The organism is Burkholderia sp. Ed8, assembly GCF_040761425.1.
In the GTDB taxonomy this organism is placed as follows: Bacteria; Pseudomonadota; Gammaproteobacteria; order Burkholderiales; family Burkholderiaceae; genus Burkholderia; species Burkholderia seminalis.
This window is the reverse complement of the sequence record NZ_CP142885.1, coordinates 281451-297651: the sequence shown is the minus strand read 5'-3', so window position 1 is coordinate 297651 and position 16201 is coordinate 281451. Positions and strand designations below refer to the sequence as shown.

The window sequence follows — 16201 nt, the reverse complement described above, 5'->3', positions numbered from 1 at the left end:
GAGCATTTTCGTGCGGTGAAATGAGGGCTACACCACCCATCCTTCTGATGTTTGAGCCATGCGGGGCGGGCGTTTCAGCCGGATCGGCCGCCGCCGCGGCCGGCGCGCGACCGGCGTTCGCGGCCGCGCCGGCGCGGGCGGCGACACGCGGTGCGATGCGTGTCGCCGCGGTGCCGTCAGAAGCGGTCGGCGAGACCCATCGCTGGGTCGCTGACCGAGTGGCGGCCGGTTTCGACGCGGCCGGCCACGCGGCGCGAGAAGCTCGTGTCGCTGTCGGCCGTGACGATGAAGTCGTACCAATGGCCGGTCGAGTCGAGTGCCCAGTGCAGCTCGGCCTGGTCGCCGGCGCGTACCGCGACGGTCCACGTGGTACCGGTGCCGTGACCATGGCCGTGGTCGTCGTCTCCGCCGCGGCCGGACAGCGGCCCGTAGACCTGGTTCGACTTCACCGTGAAGCGCACCGTGCCGCCGCCGTGGTTGCGCAGCCGCAGGTGCAGGTTGCCGCTCGCGCCCGCGTAGCCGACGCGCACTTCCGGATGCGGTGCGCGGGCGCCCGCCAGACGGCTTAGGTCGCCGGTGAAGCGGCGGTGATAGCCGTTCGGCCCGAGTACCCACAGGTCATATTTACCGCCATCGTCGGCGCGCGCGGCCCAGTCGCCGTGCAGCGTCTTGCCCGGCTCGACGACGTAGCGCTGCGGCAGGCGGTCGAGGTGGAGCTTGTCGTAGACGTGAAACACGGCGGCGGCGCGGCCCGTGTTCGCGAACTTCAGCGTGACCGTGCCGGCGCCGGCATCGGTGCGCGCGCTCGCATGCAGTTCGTACGGCAGCGCGCGCGACGGGCGCACGCCGGTGGCCTGCGCGGGCAGCACCGGCGCGGCGGGCGGCACGATCTTCGGGGCGGCCTGCTGCGCGGCGCTCAGCGCGTCGACCCGGCTTTTCGTCGTACGGCCCGCGAGCGTCGGCAGCGGTTCGTCGTTCGGCGTGCGGAAGTTGAACGCGCTCGTCAGATCGCCGCACACCGCGCGGCGGTACGCGCTGACTTGCGGCTCGGCGACGCCGAAGCGCTGCTCGAGGAAGCGCAGCGTCGACGTATGGTCGAACACCTGCGAGTTGACCCAGCCGCCGCGGCTCCACGGCGACACGACCCACATCGGCACGCGCGGGCCCGGGCCGTACGGACGGCCGTCGGTGGCCGGCTGGCTCGACGTGGCCGGCGTGAAGTCGTGGTATTCGACGGCGATGTCGGCGTCGCGCAGCGTATGGCCGCCCGCGAGCGTGCCGTCGGGGCGGCGCGACGGCACGGCCGGCGACGGCATGTGGTCGAAGAAGCCGTCGTTCTCGTCGTAGTTGACCAGCAGCACCGTCTTGCTCCACACCTCCGGGTTCGCCGTCAGCGCGTCGAGCACGGCCTGCACGTACCAGCCGCCCTGCGCCGGGCTCGACGGCCCCGGGTGTTCGCTGTACACGGACGGCGGGATGATCCACGACACTTCCGGCAACGTGCCGTTGCGAATGTCGTCGCGCAACGTTTCGAGAAAGCCGTACGGCATCGTGTTGCCAAAACCTTTCGCGAGCGGGCTCAGCGGATCGTCGATCGCCGGGTCGTAGAACGCGCCGGCAGCCGTCACCGGTTGCGTGATGTCCGTCGACGCCACGTACGCGGGCCGGCGCGCGGCCGGCATCTGCTCGATCGCCGCGCGCCAGTGGCGGAAGCTCATCATCTCGTTGCAGCCGAAGTTGTCGATCAGGCTCTGATAGACCTTCCAGCGCACGCCGGCCTGCTGCAGCCGGTCGGCATAGGTCGTCCAGGTCCAGCCCTGGCTCGACGGGCCGATGTCGTTGCCGCCGTTGAACTGGTTGTTCAGCGCGGCGATCTTCACGCGGCTGCCGTCGGCCGGGCTGATGCCGTTCGGGCCGTTGGTGCCGCTCCAGTAGAACAGGCGGTTCGCGATCGTGGCCGTATGCATTCCGCAGTGATAGTGGTCGCACAGCGTGAACGCATCGGCGAGCGCGCGCTGGAACGGTACTTCCGCGGCGTCGTAATAGCCCATCGACAGCGGCGTCTTCGCGTCGGGCCAGCGGTTCATCCGCCCGTGATCCCAGGCGGCCTGCGCGTCGGCCCACGTGTGCGGCGTGCCGCCCGCCCGCTGCGCGTTGCCCTGGCTCGCGTCGAGGTGATACGGCGTCACGGTCGCGGCGGGCGTCGCCTTCGTGTACGACTGGTAGAACACGTCGCGGCCGTTCGGCGACGGGACCGCGAAGCGGTCGCCGTAGCCGCGCACGCCCTTGAACGTGCCGAAGTAGCTGTCGAACGCGCGGTTCTCCATCATCAGCAGCACGACGTGCTTGACGTCCTTGATGGTCCCCGTTTCATGAAACGCGGGAATGGCGAGCGCGCGGCGGATGCTCGGCGGAAACGCGGACAGCGCGGCGGCGGCGAGGCCGGAAGCGGCGGTCTGTTGAAGGAATGTGCGGCGTGACGTCATGGCGTTCGGATCCTGTGAGGGTGGGAGCGTTCGTGACTTCTTCTGGCGGCGCCCGTGCGTCGTCCCGCAAGGGACGATCCGCGATGCGTGTGCGTTCGGTGCGCCGGCCGCCGGCGGCTCTGGTGCGCGCATCGCGTTCGGCAGACGGTGTCGCACCGAGGCGGCGGCCGTCGTCGCGATCCCGCGCACCGCGCGCTCGTGATGCGCGGGGCAGGGTGTCGGCACACGCCGGCCCGGTGCATGCCGGGCTGGGCGGCGCCCAGTCTAGGGAGGCGACATGACGTCGACGTGATGAAGGCGTGACATCGCGTGTCGCGTTGATGACGTTGCGTGCACAACGATTGGTGCCGGCGCGATGCGTGATCGAAAAAGGTCAGGAATTACCGGTCGCCGCATGCGCGACCGGGCGGATTTTTCCGATTTTCGGACGAGTCGCGGGATCACGTTCGTTGCGGATCCAACCCGGCGTGAGGCGACGTGACCCCCATGTTTCAAATGCATGAAATCGGATAAGCTCGACACGTTGCTGCGCATACGCGCAGTCCGCGCCTGCAGCGCGCCTTTCCGGAACCGGCCCACCCATGACCGACATCACGATCCGGCACAGCGAGACGCACGACGTCGACGCAATCCGGCAAATCGCCGCGCATCCCGCGGTGTACACGAACACGTTGCAATACCCGTTTCCGTCGCTCGAAAAATGGCAGAAGCGGATCGAGAACGTGCACGAGCGCGGCGTGAGCCTCGTGGCCGAAATCGACGGCACGGTGGTCGGCCATCTGGGCCTGCACTTCGAGCCGAATCCGCGCCGGCGCCATGCAGCGGGGCTCGGCATGATGGTCGACGCGGCCCGTCACGGGCACGGCATCGGCGGCCGCCTGCTCGCGGCGGCGATCGACCTCGCGGAAAACTGGCTGAACATCACGCGTCTCGAGCTGACCGTGTTCACCGACAACCGCGCGGCGATCTCGCTCTACGAGAAGCACGGTTTCCGGATCGAAGGCGAATCGCCGGGCTACGCGTTGCGCGACGGCGTGCACGCGCCCGTGTATCACATGGCGCGGCTCAAGGCGCGGCAGTGATGCGCCTGCTGACACGCATGTGACCGCGCGCGCGGCCACGATCCCGCGTGTCATATTCATTCGAGAATTCGTTCGTTTCCCACTGGCTTCACGCGTCGTATCGTCGAACGATTTGCCGGTCGCTTCGGCCGGCGTTCGCTGTTCCGATTCGATGCATGCGCGGCGTTGCACGCCGGTCGGCTTCATCGTCACGGCTTCCCGGCCCTCGTTTCGTGCGCCGCCCTTTCTCGCAACCGTCTCCTTCAACGGAACCCGCTTCGATGAAAACCGCTCTCCGGAATCTGACTGCCGCCTGCCTGTTCGCCGCCGCCGCGGGTGCGGCCTTTGCCGCCGCCACGCCCAGCGGTGCCCCGGTGGCGAGCGCATCGCCCGACGGTACCCATCTGCCGCCCGGCATCGCGTGGCAGCACGGCGACGTCGATGCCGCGTTCGCGCTCGCGAAGCGCACCGGCAAGCCGCTGCTGCTGTACTGGGGCGCCGTGTGGTGCCCGTCGTGCAACCAGGTGAAGTCGACGATCTTCAGCCAGCAGGCCTTCAAGACGCGCTCGTCGTTTTTCGTGCCCGTCTATCTCGACGGCGATACCGAAAGCGCGCAGAAGCTCGGCGAGCGTTTCAAGGTGCACGGCTATCCGACGATGATCCTGTTCCGCCCGGACGGCACCGAAGTGACGCGGCTGCCGGGCGAAGCCGATCTCGACCGCTACATGCAGGCGCTGTCGCTCGGGATGACGGCGGCGCACCCGGTGCGGCAGACGCTTGCCACGGCGCTGAAGAACGGCGCGTCGCTGACGCCCGACGAATGGCGCCTGCTGGCCGACTATTCGTGGGATACCGACGGCGCGCTGCCGGTGCCGGCCGATCGCGTCGCCGAGACGCTGCAGTCGCTCGCGCAGCGCGCGCGGGCGGCCGGCGCGAAGGCCGAAGCGGCGCGCTTCGCGTTGAAGTCGGCGGTGGTTGCCGCCTCGGGCGATCCGGCGCAGGCCGGTGCGCTCGACAAGGCGGCGCTCGCCGAATCGCTGCGCGGCGTGCTGCACGATCCGGCGCTGTCGCGCGCCGATTCGGACGTGCTGGTCGCGGCGCCCGCACGTGTGGTCGCGTATCTCGGCGGCGGCGACGATGCGCCGCGCGCGAAGCTGCGCGGCGCGTACGACACGGCGCTCGCGCGCCTGTCGACCGACACGACGCTGTCGTCGATCGACCGGCTGATGGCATTGCACGGCCGCGTGCTGCTCGCGCGCGGCGACGCGCGCAAGGGCGCGCCGCTCGACGCGCCGGCGCTGGCCGACACCGCACGCAAGCAGATCGCCGCGTCGGTGCAGGGCGCCGCGAACGCGTACGAGCGGCAGGCGCTCGTCAGCGAAGGCGCGGACACGCTGACCGACGCGGGGCTGTACGACGAGTCGGATGCGCTGCTGAAGGCCGAGCTGCCGCGCTCGTCCACGCCGTACTACTTCATGTCCGGGCTGGCCGCGAATGCGAAGGCGCGCGGCGACAAGGCCGCCGCGCTCGACTGGTATCGCAAGGCGTACGACGCGGCCAGCGGGCCGGCGACGAAGCTGCGCTGGGGGGCCACCTACTTTGCGAATGCGGTCGAACTGGCGCCGGACGATTCGGCCCGTATCGAGGGCATTGCCGCGCAAGTGCTCGCGCAGGCCGACAAGACCCGCGACGCGTTCTACGGAGCGAACCTGCGTGCGTTGACCAAGGTCGTCACGCAACTGAACCGCTGGCGCGGCAGCGGCGCGCACGATGCGTCGGTCAGGTCGGTCGTGAAGCAGTTCGACGGCGTATGCGGGAAACTGCCGGCGGGCGATCTGCAGGCAACGGCATGCGCGAAGCTGATCCAGCCCGTGAAGGCCTAACGGCGCAGGGATGCATCGCCGGGCGGGCCGGACGCCGGATTACTGGCCCGACTCCGACGACGCGCCGCGATCGCTGCCGTACCCGGCGGCGTCGTGCTGGCGGGCAATCTTCGCTTCGGCGGAAACGATGCTGGCCGGGTAGAACCAGTCGCTCGACTGGAAGCCGGCCTGCTTCAGCGCCTTGACCTCGGCGCGGACCTGCGCGCGTGTCAGCGGCTGGTTCGACTGGGCTTGCGCGGCGAGCGGGGCCGAGATGGCAAGGGCAATGGCAACGGCTTGGATCAGGCGCTTCATGATCGGGACCTCCAGGATTCCGGTGAATCGCTGCACTTCGTTCGTCGAAGCGCCGCGCGACGTTGAACCCAGTGTAGGCCGGAGCACGCGTGCGAAAAATGCGATCGCGCCCAACGCAGTGTTTTGTTGCGGGTAACAATGGGTGTGCGGCGGCGCGCCGGATGGCGGCCTGGGGAGGGGCGCAAACGCGCGGCGGTGCGGATCGACCGCGGCCGACGAGCGGAGAAATGAAATCGGACCGGATGCGATTTCCGGAAGGCGTTCCGGTTCGCAGGCGGTCCGATCCCGATACGCGGGTCAGGCGGGAGACGGCGTACGGAACGCCGCCTCATGCCGGCACTTACACGAGCCCCGTCGCGTAGTACACGGCGATCACGAAGAACACCGCGAGCGTCTTGATGACGGTGACCGCGAAGATGTCGCGATAGGACTCGCGGTGCGTGAGGCCCGTGACCGCGAGCAGCGTGATGACGGCGCCGTTGTGCGGCAGCGTGTCCATGCCGCCGCTGGCCATTGCGACGACCCGGTGCAGCACGTCCATCGGAATGTTCGCAGCCTGCGCACCCTTGATGAACAGGTCCGACATCGCGGCGAGCGCGATGCTCATGCCGCCCGACGCGGAGCCCGTGATGCCGGCGAGCGAGCTGACCGACACCGCTGCGTTGACGAGCGGGTTCGGGATGCTCTTCAGCGCATCGCTGACGACGAGGAAACCCGGCAGCGCGGCGATCACGCCACCGAAACCGTATTCCGACGCGGTGTTCATCGCGGCGAGCAGCGCGCCGCCGACGGCGGCTTTCGAGCCGGCCGCGAAGCGCTCGCTGACGCGCTTGAACGCGGTCAGCACGACCAGCACGATACCGAGCAGCAGCGCGGCCTCGACCGACCAGATCGCGACGACGGTCTTGATCGACGTCGTGACCGGCGCATGCACGCCCGGCAGCACGTCCGGCGCGACCGTGTACGACGCGGCGCCGTACCACTGCGGGATCAGCTTCGTGAACGCGAAGTTCGATACGCCGACGAGGATCAGCGGCAGGATCGCCAGCGCGGGATTCGGCAGCGACGTCGCCTCGACGCGCTCCGGCTCGTTGACCAGCGACGTGCCGTAACCCTCGCCCTTCGCCATGGCCGAACGGCGGCGCCATTCGAGATACGTGAGGCCGACGACGATGATGAACAGCGAGCCGATCGTGCCGAGCGCGGGCGCGGCCCACGCCGTCGTCTTGAAGAACGTGGTCGGGATGATGTTCTGGATCTGCGGCGTGCCGGGCAGCGAATCCATCGTGAACGAGAACGCGCCGAGCGCGATCGCGCCGGGCATCAGCCGCTTCGGAATGTTGCTCTGGCGATAGAGTTCGGCCGCGAACGGATAGACGGCGAACACCACGACGAACAGCGAGACGCCGCCATAGGTGAGCAGCGCGCACACCGCGACGATCACCGCATTCGCGCGCGAGCGGCCGATGTAGCGGATCGCCGCATGGACGATCGACTCGGAGAATCCGGACAGTTCGATCACCTTGCCGAACACGGCGCCGAGCATGAAGACCGGGAAATACAGTTTGACGAAGCCGACCATCTTCTCCATGAAGATGCCGGAGAAGACCGGTGCGACGGCGGCGGGTTCGGTCAGGAGCACCGCGCCGAGCGCGGCGATCGGCGCGAACAGGATCACGCTGTAGCCGCGATACGCAGCGAACATCAGGAACGCCAGCGCGGCGAGGACGATCACGAAAGACAAGGGAGTCTCCTAATGGCTTTGGTTGTTGTTCGATCGCGCGACGCGCCGCGGACCGGCTCAGGTTCGTGCAGGTTTCGTGCCATCGGCCGGATTGCGCCGCCGGACATGGGTCCGCCGCAGGCAGGCGGGCCCGCGCCGGCCAATGTCTGACGATTCTACAGAAAACGTCTCCATCCGGAGACGATATGGCCGTCCGGCCAGCGCGCGAATTCGCGCAGGGCATGCCCGGGCAACGCATTGCGGCGCGTCTCCGGGGTGAGATAATCCGTCTCGTTCCGGAGACATCCGGTCGAAAATACATGGAGACGAAGACACGATGATGAACGACTGGGCCCGCCTGCCCGTCAACTACGGCGACGTGCTGCGGCGTGCCGCCGAGTCGCTGTTCCGGACCTTCGAGGATTCGAGCGCGGGCACGGTGGTCGTCGATCGCGATGCGCGCGTCGTGTGGATGAACGATCGTTACGCGGCGCGCTTCGGCTTCGCCGATCCGCAGCAGGCCGTCGGCCTCGACTGCGAAGCCGTGATTCCGAACAGCCTGATGCGCGAGGTTGTATCGACCGGGCAGCCGATCCTGCTCGACATCATGGAGACGGGCCGCGAGCCGCTCGTCGTCACGCGCCTGCCGCTGAAGAACGAGGCCGGCGAGACGGTCGGCGCGATCGGCTTCGCGCTGTTCGACCAGTTGAAGACGCTCACGCCGATCTTTTCCCGCTATGCGCAGCTTCAGCAGCAGCTGATCGCGACGCAGCGTTCGCTCGCGCAGGCGCGCCGCGCGAAATACACGTTCGCGAGTTTCGTCGGCACGAGTGCCGCGAGCCTCGAAACCAAGCGGCAGGGGCGGCGGGCCGCGCAGGTCGATTCGCCGGTGCTGCTGCTCGGCGAGACGGGCACCGGCAAGGAATTGCTCGCGCATGCGATCCACGCGGCGTCGGCGCGCGCGCTCCAGCCGCTCGTGACCGTCAACGTCGCCGCGATTCCCGATACGCTGCTCGAAACCGAATTCTTCGGCGCGGCGCCCGGCGCGTATACGGGCGCCGACCGCAAGGGGCGCGTCGGCAAGTTCGAACTGGCCGATCGCGGCACGCTGTTTCTCGACGAGATCGGCGACATGCCGCTGCCGTTGCAGGGCAAGCTGCTGCGCGTGCTGCAGGACAAGGAGTTCGAGCCGGTCGGCTCGAACCGGATCGTGCGCGCGGACGTCCGGATCATCGCCGCGACGTCGGCCGACCTGCCGGCACTCGTCGCGGCTGGGCGTTTTCGTGCCGATCTCTATTACCGGCTGAACGTGCTGACGATCCATGCGCCGCCGTTGCGCGCGCGCGCATCCGACATCGCGGCGCTCGTCTACGCGACGCTCGAGGAGCTGGCCGCGCAGCACGGGCGCGCCGCGCACTGCGAACTGACCGACGACGCGCTGCGGATGCTGTGTGCGTATCCGTGGCCCGGCAACGTGCGCGAGTTGCGCAATACACTGGAGCGCGCGTTGATGCTGTCGGATCGTGCCGTGATCGATGCGCGCGCGCTCGCGCCGTTCCTCGGGCCGGTGCGCGTCTCGACGGACGCCGCGGCACTCGCGCAGCGGCTTGCCGCGACGCCGGTCGAGCCGCGCGCGGGCGAAGCACCCGGCGCATCCGGGGCGCCGGTCGCCTCGTATGCGGATGCGTTGGCGGCGTGGGAGCGCCAGTTCCTGACCGATGCGCTGGCGGCCTGCGACGGGAAGGTCGTCGAGGCGGCCGCGCGCATCGGGATCGGCCGCGCGACGCTTTACAAGAAGCTTGCGGCACTGGGTATCGACCGGTAGGCCGATCGGCGATGCCGAGGCGCCCGGACGTGAAGCATCGAACAGGAGATCACGATGAAGCGGATCGGCATCGCTGGGTGGCTGGCCCTGTTGCTGGCGACTTCCTCGTTCGCGCAATCCGGCGACGCCGACGCGCCCGAGGCGCGGCGCAACTGGTACAACGATCCGTTCGTCGCGCTGTCGTGGGACGTGGCCGAATGCCCGCTGCCGCTCGGCCCGTGGATGACGCGTGCCGAGATGACGGACGATGCGCATTACCGCGCGGAACGCGGCACGACCTGCTGGCTCGCGCACCGCTGCACGAAGCCGAACTCGTATATGTATGACGCGTCGATCGCCGATGCCGCGAAGGCGCACTTCGCCGGCTCGGATCGCCTGCGCGGCACGAGCCTGTGGATCACCGTGCAGCGACGTTTCATCTACGTCGAAGGATGCGCGGATACGGCGTTCGATCGCCAGGCGCTGCAACGCGAATTCGAGGCGCTGCCGGACGTCGAGCAGGTTTTCGTTCGCATCACCGACGATCCCCGCCGGAGCTTGCCGTACAAGGCGCGCGGGCAACCGGACCGCGCGCCGAATTGACGACGGAAAGGCCGCGCATGGCATACTCGCGACATTCAAAAAAAGGTTGACGGGAAGAACAATGAAACACATGCTTGCGTCGGTCTGGCGGCGGTCTCGGGCGGCCGCATTGTTGGCTCTGGTTGCGGGGCTTGGCGGGTGTGGCGGCAGCGCGCCGCTGTTCACGTCCGACGGACGCCCGACGACACAGGTGCAATGCACCGGTCGCGACTGGAGCAATTGCACGGACAATGCCCGGGCGATGTGCAACGGGGATTTCGAAGTGATCCAGCAATCGACGGATGACGCCGTGCGAAATCTTCTCTTCGCATGCAAGAAGAAAAGCGGTTATTGATCCCGACATGACCGGCTGAGGAGACCACGATCGGGCGAAGCGCTTTTCTGTTTGCTTGGAGTTACCTATTTTTCACGAATAACACTCACGGAGTCCCATCCATATGGCGACCTACAGGCAACTGTCCGCACAGCTCGAACGGCTTCAGCAAAAGATCGACAAGGAACGTGAAAAGGCGATTGCCGAAGCGATTGCCGAAATCCGCGCGAAAATCGAGGAATACGACATTACGCCGGAGGAGCTCGGTTTTCGTCCGATAGGGTCCGCCGTCGCTGCCGCCGCGAAGCCGAAGCGGTCGTTGCCGCCGAAGTACCTGAATCCGAAGACGGGCGAGACGTGGAGCGGCCGCGGGCGGGCACCGACCTGGCTCGGCAAGAACCGCGCACGTTTCCTGATCAAGGACTGACTCCCGAAAATCCTCACCTTTCGTGTGCCGACCGACGGTGCGAATGGCCATGCGGCCGTCGCACCGTTTTGTTTTTGCGCAGTCGCCGTGCGATTTTCCCTGCCGAATGGATGCGCGATGCCGCGCAATTGACGGCCTCCGTTTGCGGATTCACCGCGATTCGGCCGTATATCGCGGCGAATTCCCGTAAACAACCGTGCAATTACGCCGCGCATGCGCATGGGCATTCGCGATTTTCGCGGTGCAGGCGTGCCGCGGATTCTCATCACCTTTCGCGTATTTGCGCACGGCGTCGTGCTGATCCCGAAGATACTCACCATGGCTCCTGTAAACCCTCACCTTTGAGGAAGCGGCTGCAGCGTCGAGCCGGGTTGTGCGGCGATGGGCTGCCGCGTGTGTTGCAGGTCCATGATGCGAGCGTTGATGCGCGTCGAGTAGTCAGCCGTTCGGCATATAGGCAGCCGCATGCGCTTCGCCTATGCTTGGGGTTCGCGTCGATCGGCGCACGGCCTGTCCGGCCGCATGCCGATCGTGTCGTCTTTCGTCACCGCAGGGAGTCGATGTGACCGTTCGCCATCTCGATGCGTTGTTCCAGCCCAAGTCCGTTGCCGTCGTCGGCGCGTCGTCGCGCGCGGGCAGTATCGGCGCGATGGTGTGGTCGCGTGTGCTCGACGGCGCGTTTCAGGGGCCCGTGTGGCCCGTCAATCCGAAGTACCGGGAACTGGACGGGCATGCGGTCGCGTCGGACGTCGACCGGCTGCCCGCGCCGCCGTCGGTTGCCGTGATCTGCACGCCGCCCGCCACCTGGGCCGGCATCGTGCGCAAGCTCGGCGAGCTCGGTACGCGTGTCGCGGTGATCGTCGGCGAGGCGCGCACGGACGCCGATCGTGCCGCGGTCGATCGCATGCTGAAGGCGGCGAAGCCGTTCGTGCTCCGTATCGTCGGGCCCGGCAGCCTCGGCGTGTTGTCGCCCGCGCGGCACGCGCATTTCGGTGCGCCGGCCTATACGGCGCGATCGGGCGGCGTTGCGTGGGTGTCGCAATCGAACGCGCTGACGAACGCGGTGCTCGGCTGGGCCGACGCGCGCGGCCTCGGCTTTTCGCATGTCGTCGCGCTCGGCAGCGAGTCCGACGTCGATGCAGGCGACGTACTCGATTATCTGGCGAGCGATCCCGGCACGCGCGCGATCCTGCTCGAACTCGATACCGTGCGCGCGGCGCGCAAGTTCATGTCGGCCGCGCGCGCGGCCGCCCGCAACAAGCCGGTCCTCGCGTTGCGCACCGGGCGTGCCGATCCCGGCGACGCACTCTATACGGCGGCGTTCCAGCGCGCGGGCATGGTGCGTGTCGATGCGCTCGACGATCTGCTCGACGAGATCGAGACGCTCGGCGTCGGCCGCGTCACCGCGCGCGGCGCGGCGACGCTCGTCACCAGCGACGCGGGTGTCGCGAAGCTGGCGGTCGATGCGGTCGCGGAAGTGCGCGTCGCGCTGGCCGACTGGCCGCCGGCGGCAACCTCGGCCGTATCGGCCGCGCTGCCGCATCTGGCCGCGCCCGGCAATCCGCTGACGCTGGGCGACGATGCACGCCCCGAGCACTTTGCCGCGGCGATCCAGGCGCTTGCGCCGTTCCCGCAAACGGGCACGCTGTTCGTCGTCCATTCGACGTCCCACAGCGCGCCGGCCGATTCGGTTGCACGCACGTTGATCGACTCGCGGCAATACGCGCATCGCGGCATCCTCGCGTGTTTCTTCGGCGCGGTCGATGCGGCGACGCGCGATGCGCTGCACGCGAACGGCATTCCGGTCCATACGACACCGCAGCGGCTCGCGCGCGCGTATGCGCGTCTCGTCGACTACAACCTCGGGCGACAATTGCTGATGCAGACGCCCGAAGGCACGCCGCCGCAGCCGGCCGAATGCGTCGCGTCGGCGCAGGCGGAAGCGCGCCGGATGGTCGAAACCGGCCAGCATGAACTGGCCGGCGATGCCGCGTTGCGCTGGCTGTCCCATTTCGGCTTGCATGGCGAGCAGGCTGACGAGCCGGCGGGCAGGAAAGTCGTCGATATCACGGTCGACATGTACGACGATTCGAACTTCGGTCCGGTGTTCCGCTATGCCGTGCCGCCCGCGGACGGTGTCTCGGCGCCATTCGTCGTCTACGGCCTGCCGCCGCTGAATACCGTGCTTGCGCGTGCGGTGATGGAGCGTTCGCCGTATGCGCGCAGTACGCCCGTCGAGCCGACGCTCGACGCGGTGACGGCGTTGTCGCAGGTCGTCTGCGACGTCCGCGAAGTTGTCGCGCTGTCGGTCACGCTGCGCGTGCTGTCCGACGGCGCGCGCGTGATCGCGCCGCGCATCACGCTGGCCACGGGGCGCAGCCGGCTCGCGATCATGCCGTATCCGCGGCACCTCGAACAGACGCTCGAGTGGCGCGGCGAGACGGTGACGATCCGCCCGATCCGTCCGGAAGACGAAGCCGCGCACAACGAACTGCTCGGCGCGATGACGCCGGACGATCTGCGGATGCGTTTCTTCGGCGCGGTGCGCAGCTTCGATCATTCGCAGGTGGCGCGCATGACGCAGATCGATTACGACCGCGAGATGGCTTTCATCGTGTCGTTCACCGACGCGTCGGGGCGCGACCACACGCTCGCGGTGGTGCGCGCGGTCGCCGACCCCGACAACGAGACGGCGGAGTTCGCGATCGCGGTACGTCCCGATCAGAAGGGCAAAGGGCTCGGCAGGCTGATGATGGCCCGCATCATCGACTACGCGCGTTCGCGCGGAACCGCCTGGATGGTTGGCGAGGCACTGCGCGAGAATTCGGCGATGATCTCGCTCGCGAAGTCGTGCGGCTTCACGGTGTCGACCACGGAGGAGCCTGGCGTCGTGGGCTTCAGGATGAAGCTGCAGCCGTAGCGGTGGCCGGCTGCGTGAAGCGAGGAGGCACCGTATGCAAGTGGACGGCTCCGGCATTCACCATGTTGCGCATTCATTCACTCAGGAATGCAAAGTATTGGCATGCGCTTTCGGAAGAAGCGCCTGAATGTACCGAGCCGTTGCCAGGTCGATGCCGGCGGCGTCTGGAGGCGCTTGCCGAGCATCGCGTTGCCTGCTCCGCATGGCCTTTACGCGAGGTATTCAAGCGTTTTGCGCACCGTATGCCGGCGTCGCCAATTCGGATCGACCGTAAAGGTGAGATTTTTCGGGAGCGGCCAGTGAGCGTTTCCGTGAATGTGTGGTGAGCCGATACGGGAGCGTTCGGTGAGCCTTCCCGGGGGCGACCGGTGAGCCCTTGCGGGAGCCGCCGGTGAGCCTTTCCAGGACGTCTCGGTGAGGGCTTGCGGGAGCATCCGGTGAGGATATTCGGGAGACCTTGGTGAGCGTCTTCGGGAGCCTTCGGTGAGCGTGTTCGGGAGGTGTCGGTGAGCGCCTGCGGGAGGCTGAGGTGAGACTTTTCGGGAGCGGGTGGATGCACCGCTCCCGTGAGCGCGGCGCCGGTCAATGCGGGCGCCGCGCCGGGGTTCGGGCACGCATGAACCGTGCCCGAGGCCGCATTTACGCGGCGAGTTTCGACGCCGCGTCGTTCACCTGGTCGCGCGAAATCGCGAGTTCCTCGAGGTGCGGATCGGCATAGACGGCGCCGGTTTCGCGCTCGAGGCGGGCGATCGTCAATGCACAGCGCGCGGTGTCTTTCGGCATCGCGATGAAGCGCTTGACCGATTCGCCGGACGTGAATGCGTCGAACAGCGCGCCGCGCACGTCGTCCGGAAGCGTCTTGGTCCACTGGTACGGCTTGCCGTTGAACGTGATCGACGGCGGCAGCGTGCGTTCCTTCTTGGTCGCCGTGATGAGCCCGTAGGTGCGGGCCGCGTCGCCGATCTGCTCGGGCGAGAAGAGTTCGTCGGGTGTGATGTCGAACTGCTCGATGTAGTTTTCGATCGCCTGCATTGCGGCGGCGCGATCGTCGCGCTTCTGCTGCGCGCGCGCGACGATATCGCGCAGCTCGTCCGCTTCGTCGGGCGTGATCGTGAAGCTTGCCTGCTTCTGCTGAAGTTCGGAGAAACGCTGGAATTCTTGATCGTTCAGAAGTTTGGCCATGACATCCATCGGACACGACGGCCGCGACAACCGGCCATCGTAGTTTTTGAGAGGGCCGCTATTTTAGCGTAGCGCCGCGAGCGCACGATATGGCACCGCAAATCGTGCATCGCATATCGCGCACCGCACCGGCGTCCCCCGGTGTGCATCGGGAAGCATCCGCGTGTCAGCAGATCTCGATGCGTCCCATCGACAGATGGGAGGCCGTGTCGCGCAACCCTTCGACGACGAGGTCGACGGACGGGGCCGCATGCGCATCGATCCGGCGCATGTACGGGCAGGTCAGCACCGCGATCGCATGGCCGGACGGCCCGAGGATCGGCGCGCTCAGGTCGGTCACGCCATAGGCCTGGCGGCTGTCCTGGCGCAGGTAGCCATCCTGCCGAATGGACTGGCACGCGTACGCGAGTTCCTGCTCGTTCAGCGGCGTCTCGCCCTTGACCTGGCGATGCTCGGCCAGCATGTGCGCGCGTTGCTCGGGGCCCTGGAACGACAGCATCACGCGTCCCGACGCCGTATCGGCGAGCCCGATGCGCGAGCCGAGCCGGACCGACACGCCCCACGGGCCGGGCCCGTCGACCTGTGCGATCACGAGCAGGTTGCCGCGATCGTAGACCGACAGGTGGCACGACTGTTCGGCCGCGTCGGCGAAGCGCTGCATCGGCGGCAGGGCTTCGGCGATCAGCCGGCTCATCGGCGGATGCCGGTGCGCGAGCGCGAACAGCTTGAGGCTGAGCGTGTAGCGATCGCCGCCGGTCGAGCGCATCACGTAGCGGCGAGCGACGAGGCGTTCGAGCATCCGGTAGATCTCGCTCGCGTTGCGGCCGAGTTCCTTCGTGATTTCGGTGCGGGTGAGTCCTTCTTTCTGCTCGGACAGGAGTTCGAGAATGTCGAGCCCCTTGTCGAGCGCGGGGGCGCGATAGCGGTCGATAGCGGCCATCGATTCCCGTGCGTCGCAGCCGGGAAGCGGGTCGTTGGTTGTCTGCATTGTCGATGTGAGGTTGGGGGATTACCGTCAGTCGGTTGGCGACGCACGCTGGCCGGTTCTGCACGCGCATAGGGTGGGCCCGCGAATGGCGATGAAAGCCATCTGTTCGAGCTTAGCAATAAACATGCAGTGTGCAATGCAGCGTCTTTTTACCGATCATTACCGAACAAGAACGGATTGGCAAACGTTCTCGATGACAGGGGCACCCCGAATATCCAGTATTCATGGTCTGATGGCAGGCGATGCCGGCCAGCCCGACCGGTCGGTCGAGGGATGCGTATCCAATGCTGCGCCGCAATGTCCGCAGGCACGCCAATAGTCGGTATCCGTTGCGCGCCATTTCACGGTGCGCGGCCGATGGTACAAAGTCGGGCGGGCCAGCGACGGCGCGGCCGCGCGTGAAGCCGGCCGGCATGGTCCGGCACGCGTCGCGGGTGCCGGGCCGTCGTCGCCGATGCGCAGACCGGCGGCCGCCCGCTCGATGCGCGCCGTACTGTTCGTACGACGCCGCGATCGC

At 67.6% G+C, this 16201-nt stretch carries 12 protein-coding genes; 7 read left to right on the top strand and 5 right to left on the bottom strand.

Annotation, left to right across the window (positions count from 1 at the left end; genetic code table 11):
* Positions 1–176 precede the first annotated feature (176 nt).
* On the bottom strand, positions 177–2486 hold the full coding sequence (locus VXM69_RS01340) for a phosphocholine-specific phospholipase C (protein ID WP_367188864.1): 2310 nt from the start codon (positions 2484–2486) through the stop codon (positions 177–179).
* 581 nt (positions 2487–3067) lie between these two features.
* On the opposite strand from VXM69_RS01340, the gene VXM69_RS01335 reads away from it, so the two are divergent.
* On the top strand, positions 3068–3568 hold the full coding sequence (locus tag VXM69_RS01335) for a GNAT family N-acetyltransferase (protein ID WP_034187652.1): 501 nt from the start codon (positions 3068–3070) through the stop codon (positions 3566–3568).
* Between the two features lie 260 nt (positions 3569–3828).
* A complete protein-coding gene (locus VXM69_RS01330; RefSeq protein ID WP_367188863.1) occupies positions 3829–5430 on the top strand; it encodes a thioredoxin family protein in 1602 nt (533 codons plus the stop codon).
* A 39-nt stretch (positions 5431–5469) separates the two neighbouring features.
* Here the strand turns inward: VXM69_RS01330 and VXM69_RS01325 are convergent, their stop codons facing one another.
* Both VXM69_RS01325 and VXM69_RS01320 read right to left on the bottom strand, forming a co-directional pair.
* The gene (locus VXM69_RS01325; protein WP_034187851.1) at positions 5470–5724 is read right to left on the bottom strand and encodes a DUF4148 domain-containing protein; all 255 of its coding nucleotides are present in this window, start codon (positions 5722–5724) and stop codon (positions 5470–5472) included.
* Positions 5725–6064: 340 nt separating this feature from the next.
* Positions 6065–7468, bottom strand: coding sequence for a GntP family permease (locus tag VXM69_RS01320; protein WP_034187654.1), 1404 nt, complete (start codon positions 7466–7468; stop codon positions 6065–6067).
* 316 nt (positions 7469–7784) lie between these two features.
* Between VXM69_RS01320 and VXM69_RS01315 the strand changes: the two genes are divergently transcribed.
* From VXM69_RS01315 to VXM69_RS01295, 5 genes are all read left to right on the top strand, one after another.
* Positions 7785–9272 (top strand): sigma-54 interaction domain-containing protein, encoded by a 1488-nt coding sequence (locus VXM69_RS01315; RefSeq protein ID WP_367188862.1) that lies wholly within the window; start codon positions 7785–7787, stop codon positions 9270–9272.
* Positions 9273–9326: 54 nt separating this feature from the next.
* Positions 9327–9854, top strand: a complete 528-nt coding sequence (locus VXM69_RS01310) for a BON domain-containing protein (RefSeq protein ID WP_367188861.1) — start codon at positions 9327–9329, stop codon at positions 9852–9854.
* A gap of 61 nt (positions 9855–9915) precedes the next feature.
* Complete coding sequence (locus VXM69_RS01305) at positions 9916–10188, top strand: hypothetical protein (RefSeq protein WP_080287802.1); 273 nt, start codon at positions 9916–9918, stop codon at positions 10186–10188.
* A 103-nt stretch (positions 10189–10291) separates the two neighbouring features.
* Positions 10292–10594: an H-NS histone family protein gene (locus VXM69_RS01300; RefSeq protein WP_034187657.1), complete on the top strand. Its 303-nt coding sequence runs from the start codon at positions 10292–10294 to the stop codon at positions 10592–10594.
* A 562-nt stretch (positions 10595–11156) separates the two neighbouring features.
* Entirely contained in the window at positions 11157–13514 is a 2358-nt protein-coding gene (locus VXM69_RS01295) for a GNAT family N-acetyltransferase (RefSeq protein WP_124670405.1), read from the top strand.
* Positions 13515–14153: 639 nt separating this feature from the next.
* Here VXM69_RS01295 and VXM69_RS01290 read toward each other — a convergent pair.
* Positions 14154–14705: a hypothetical protein gene (locus VXM69_RS01290; protein WP_034187659.1), complete on the bottom strand. Its 552-nt coding sequence runs from the start codon at positions 14703–14705 to the stop codon at positions 14154–14156.
* Positions 14706–14862: 157 nt separating this feature from the next.
* Positions 14863–15684 (bottom strand): IclR family transcriptional regulator, encoded by an 822-nt coding sequence (locus VXM69_RS01285; RefSeq protein WP_367188860.1) that lies wholly within the window; start codon positions 15682–15684, stop codon positions 14863–14865.
* Positions 15685–16201 lie beyond the last annotated feature (517 nt).

Coding starts and splice junctions, on each gene's coding strand:
- VXM69_RS01325 (WP_034187851.1), bottom strand. CDS start 5,724: ATGAAGCGCCTGATCCAAGCCGTTGCCATTGCCCTTGCCATCTCGGCC.
- VXM69_RS01285 (WP_367188860.1), bottom strand. CDS start 15,684: ATGCAGACAACCAACGACCCGCTTCCCGGCTGCGACGCACGGGAATCG.
- VXM69_RS01335 (WP_034187652.1), top strand. CDS start 3,068: ATGACCGACATCACGATCCGGCACAGCGAGACGCACGACGTCGACGCA.
- VXM69_RS01340 (WP_367188864.1), bottom strand. CDS start 2,486: ATGACGTCACGCCGCACATTCCTTCAACAGACCGCCGCTTCCGGCCTC.
- VXM69_RS01300 (WP_034187657.1), top strand. CDS start 10,292: ATGGCGACCTACAGGCAACTGTCCGCACAGCTCGAACGGCTTCAGCAA.
- VXM69_RS01330 (WP_367188863.1), top strand. CDS start 3,829: ATGAAAACCGCTCTCCGGAATCTGACTGCCGCCTGCCTGTTCGCCGCC.
- VXM69_RS01310 (WP_367188861.1), top strand. CDS start 9,327: ATGAAGCGGATCGGCATCGCTGGGTGGCTGGCCCTGTTGCTGGCGACT.
- VXM69_RS01290 (WP_034187659.1), bottom strand. CDS start 14,705: ATGGATGTCATGGCCAAACTTCTGAACGATCAAGAATTCCAGCGTTTC.
- VXM69_RS01305 (WP_080287802.1), top strand. CDS start 9,916: ATGAAACACATGCTTGCGTCGGTCTGGCGGCGGTCTCGGGCGGCCGCA.
- VXM69_RS01315 (WP_367188862.1), top strand. CDS start 7,785: ATGATGAACGACTGGGCCCGCCTGCCCGTCAACTACGGCGACGTGCTG.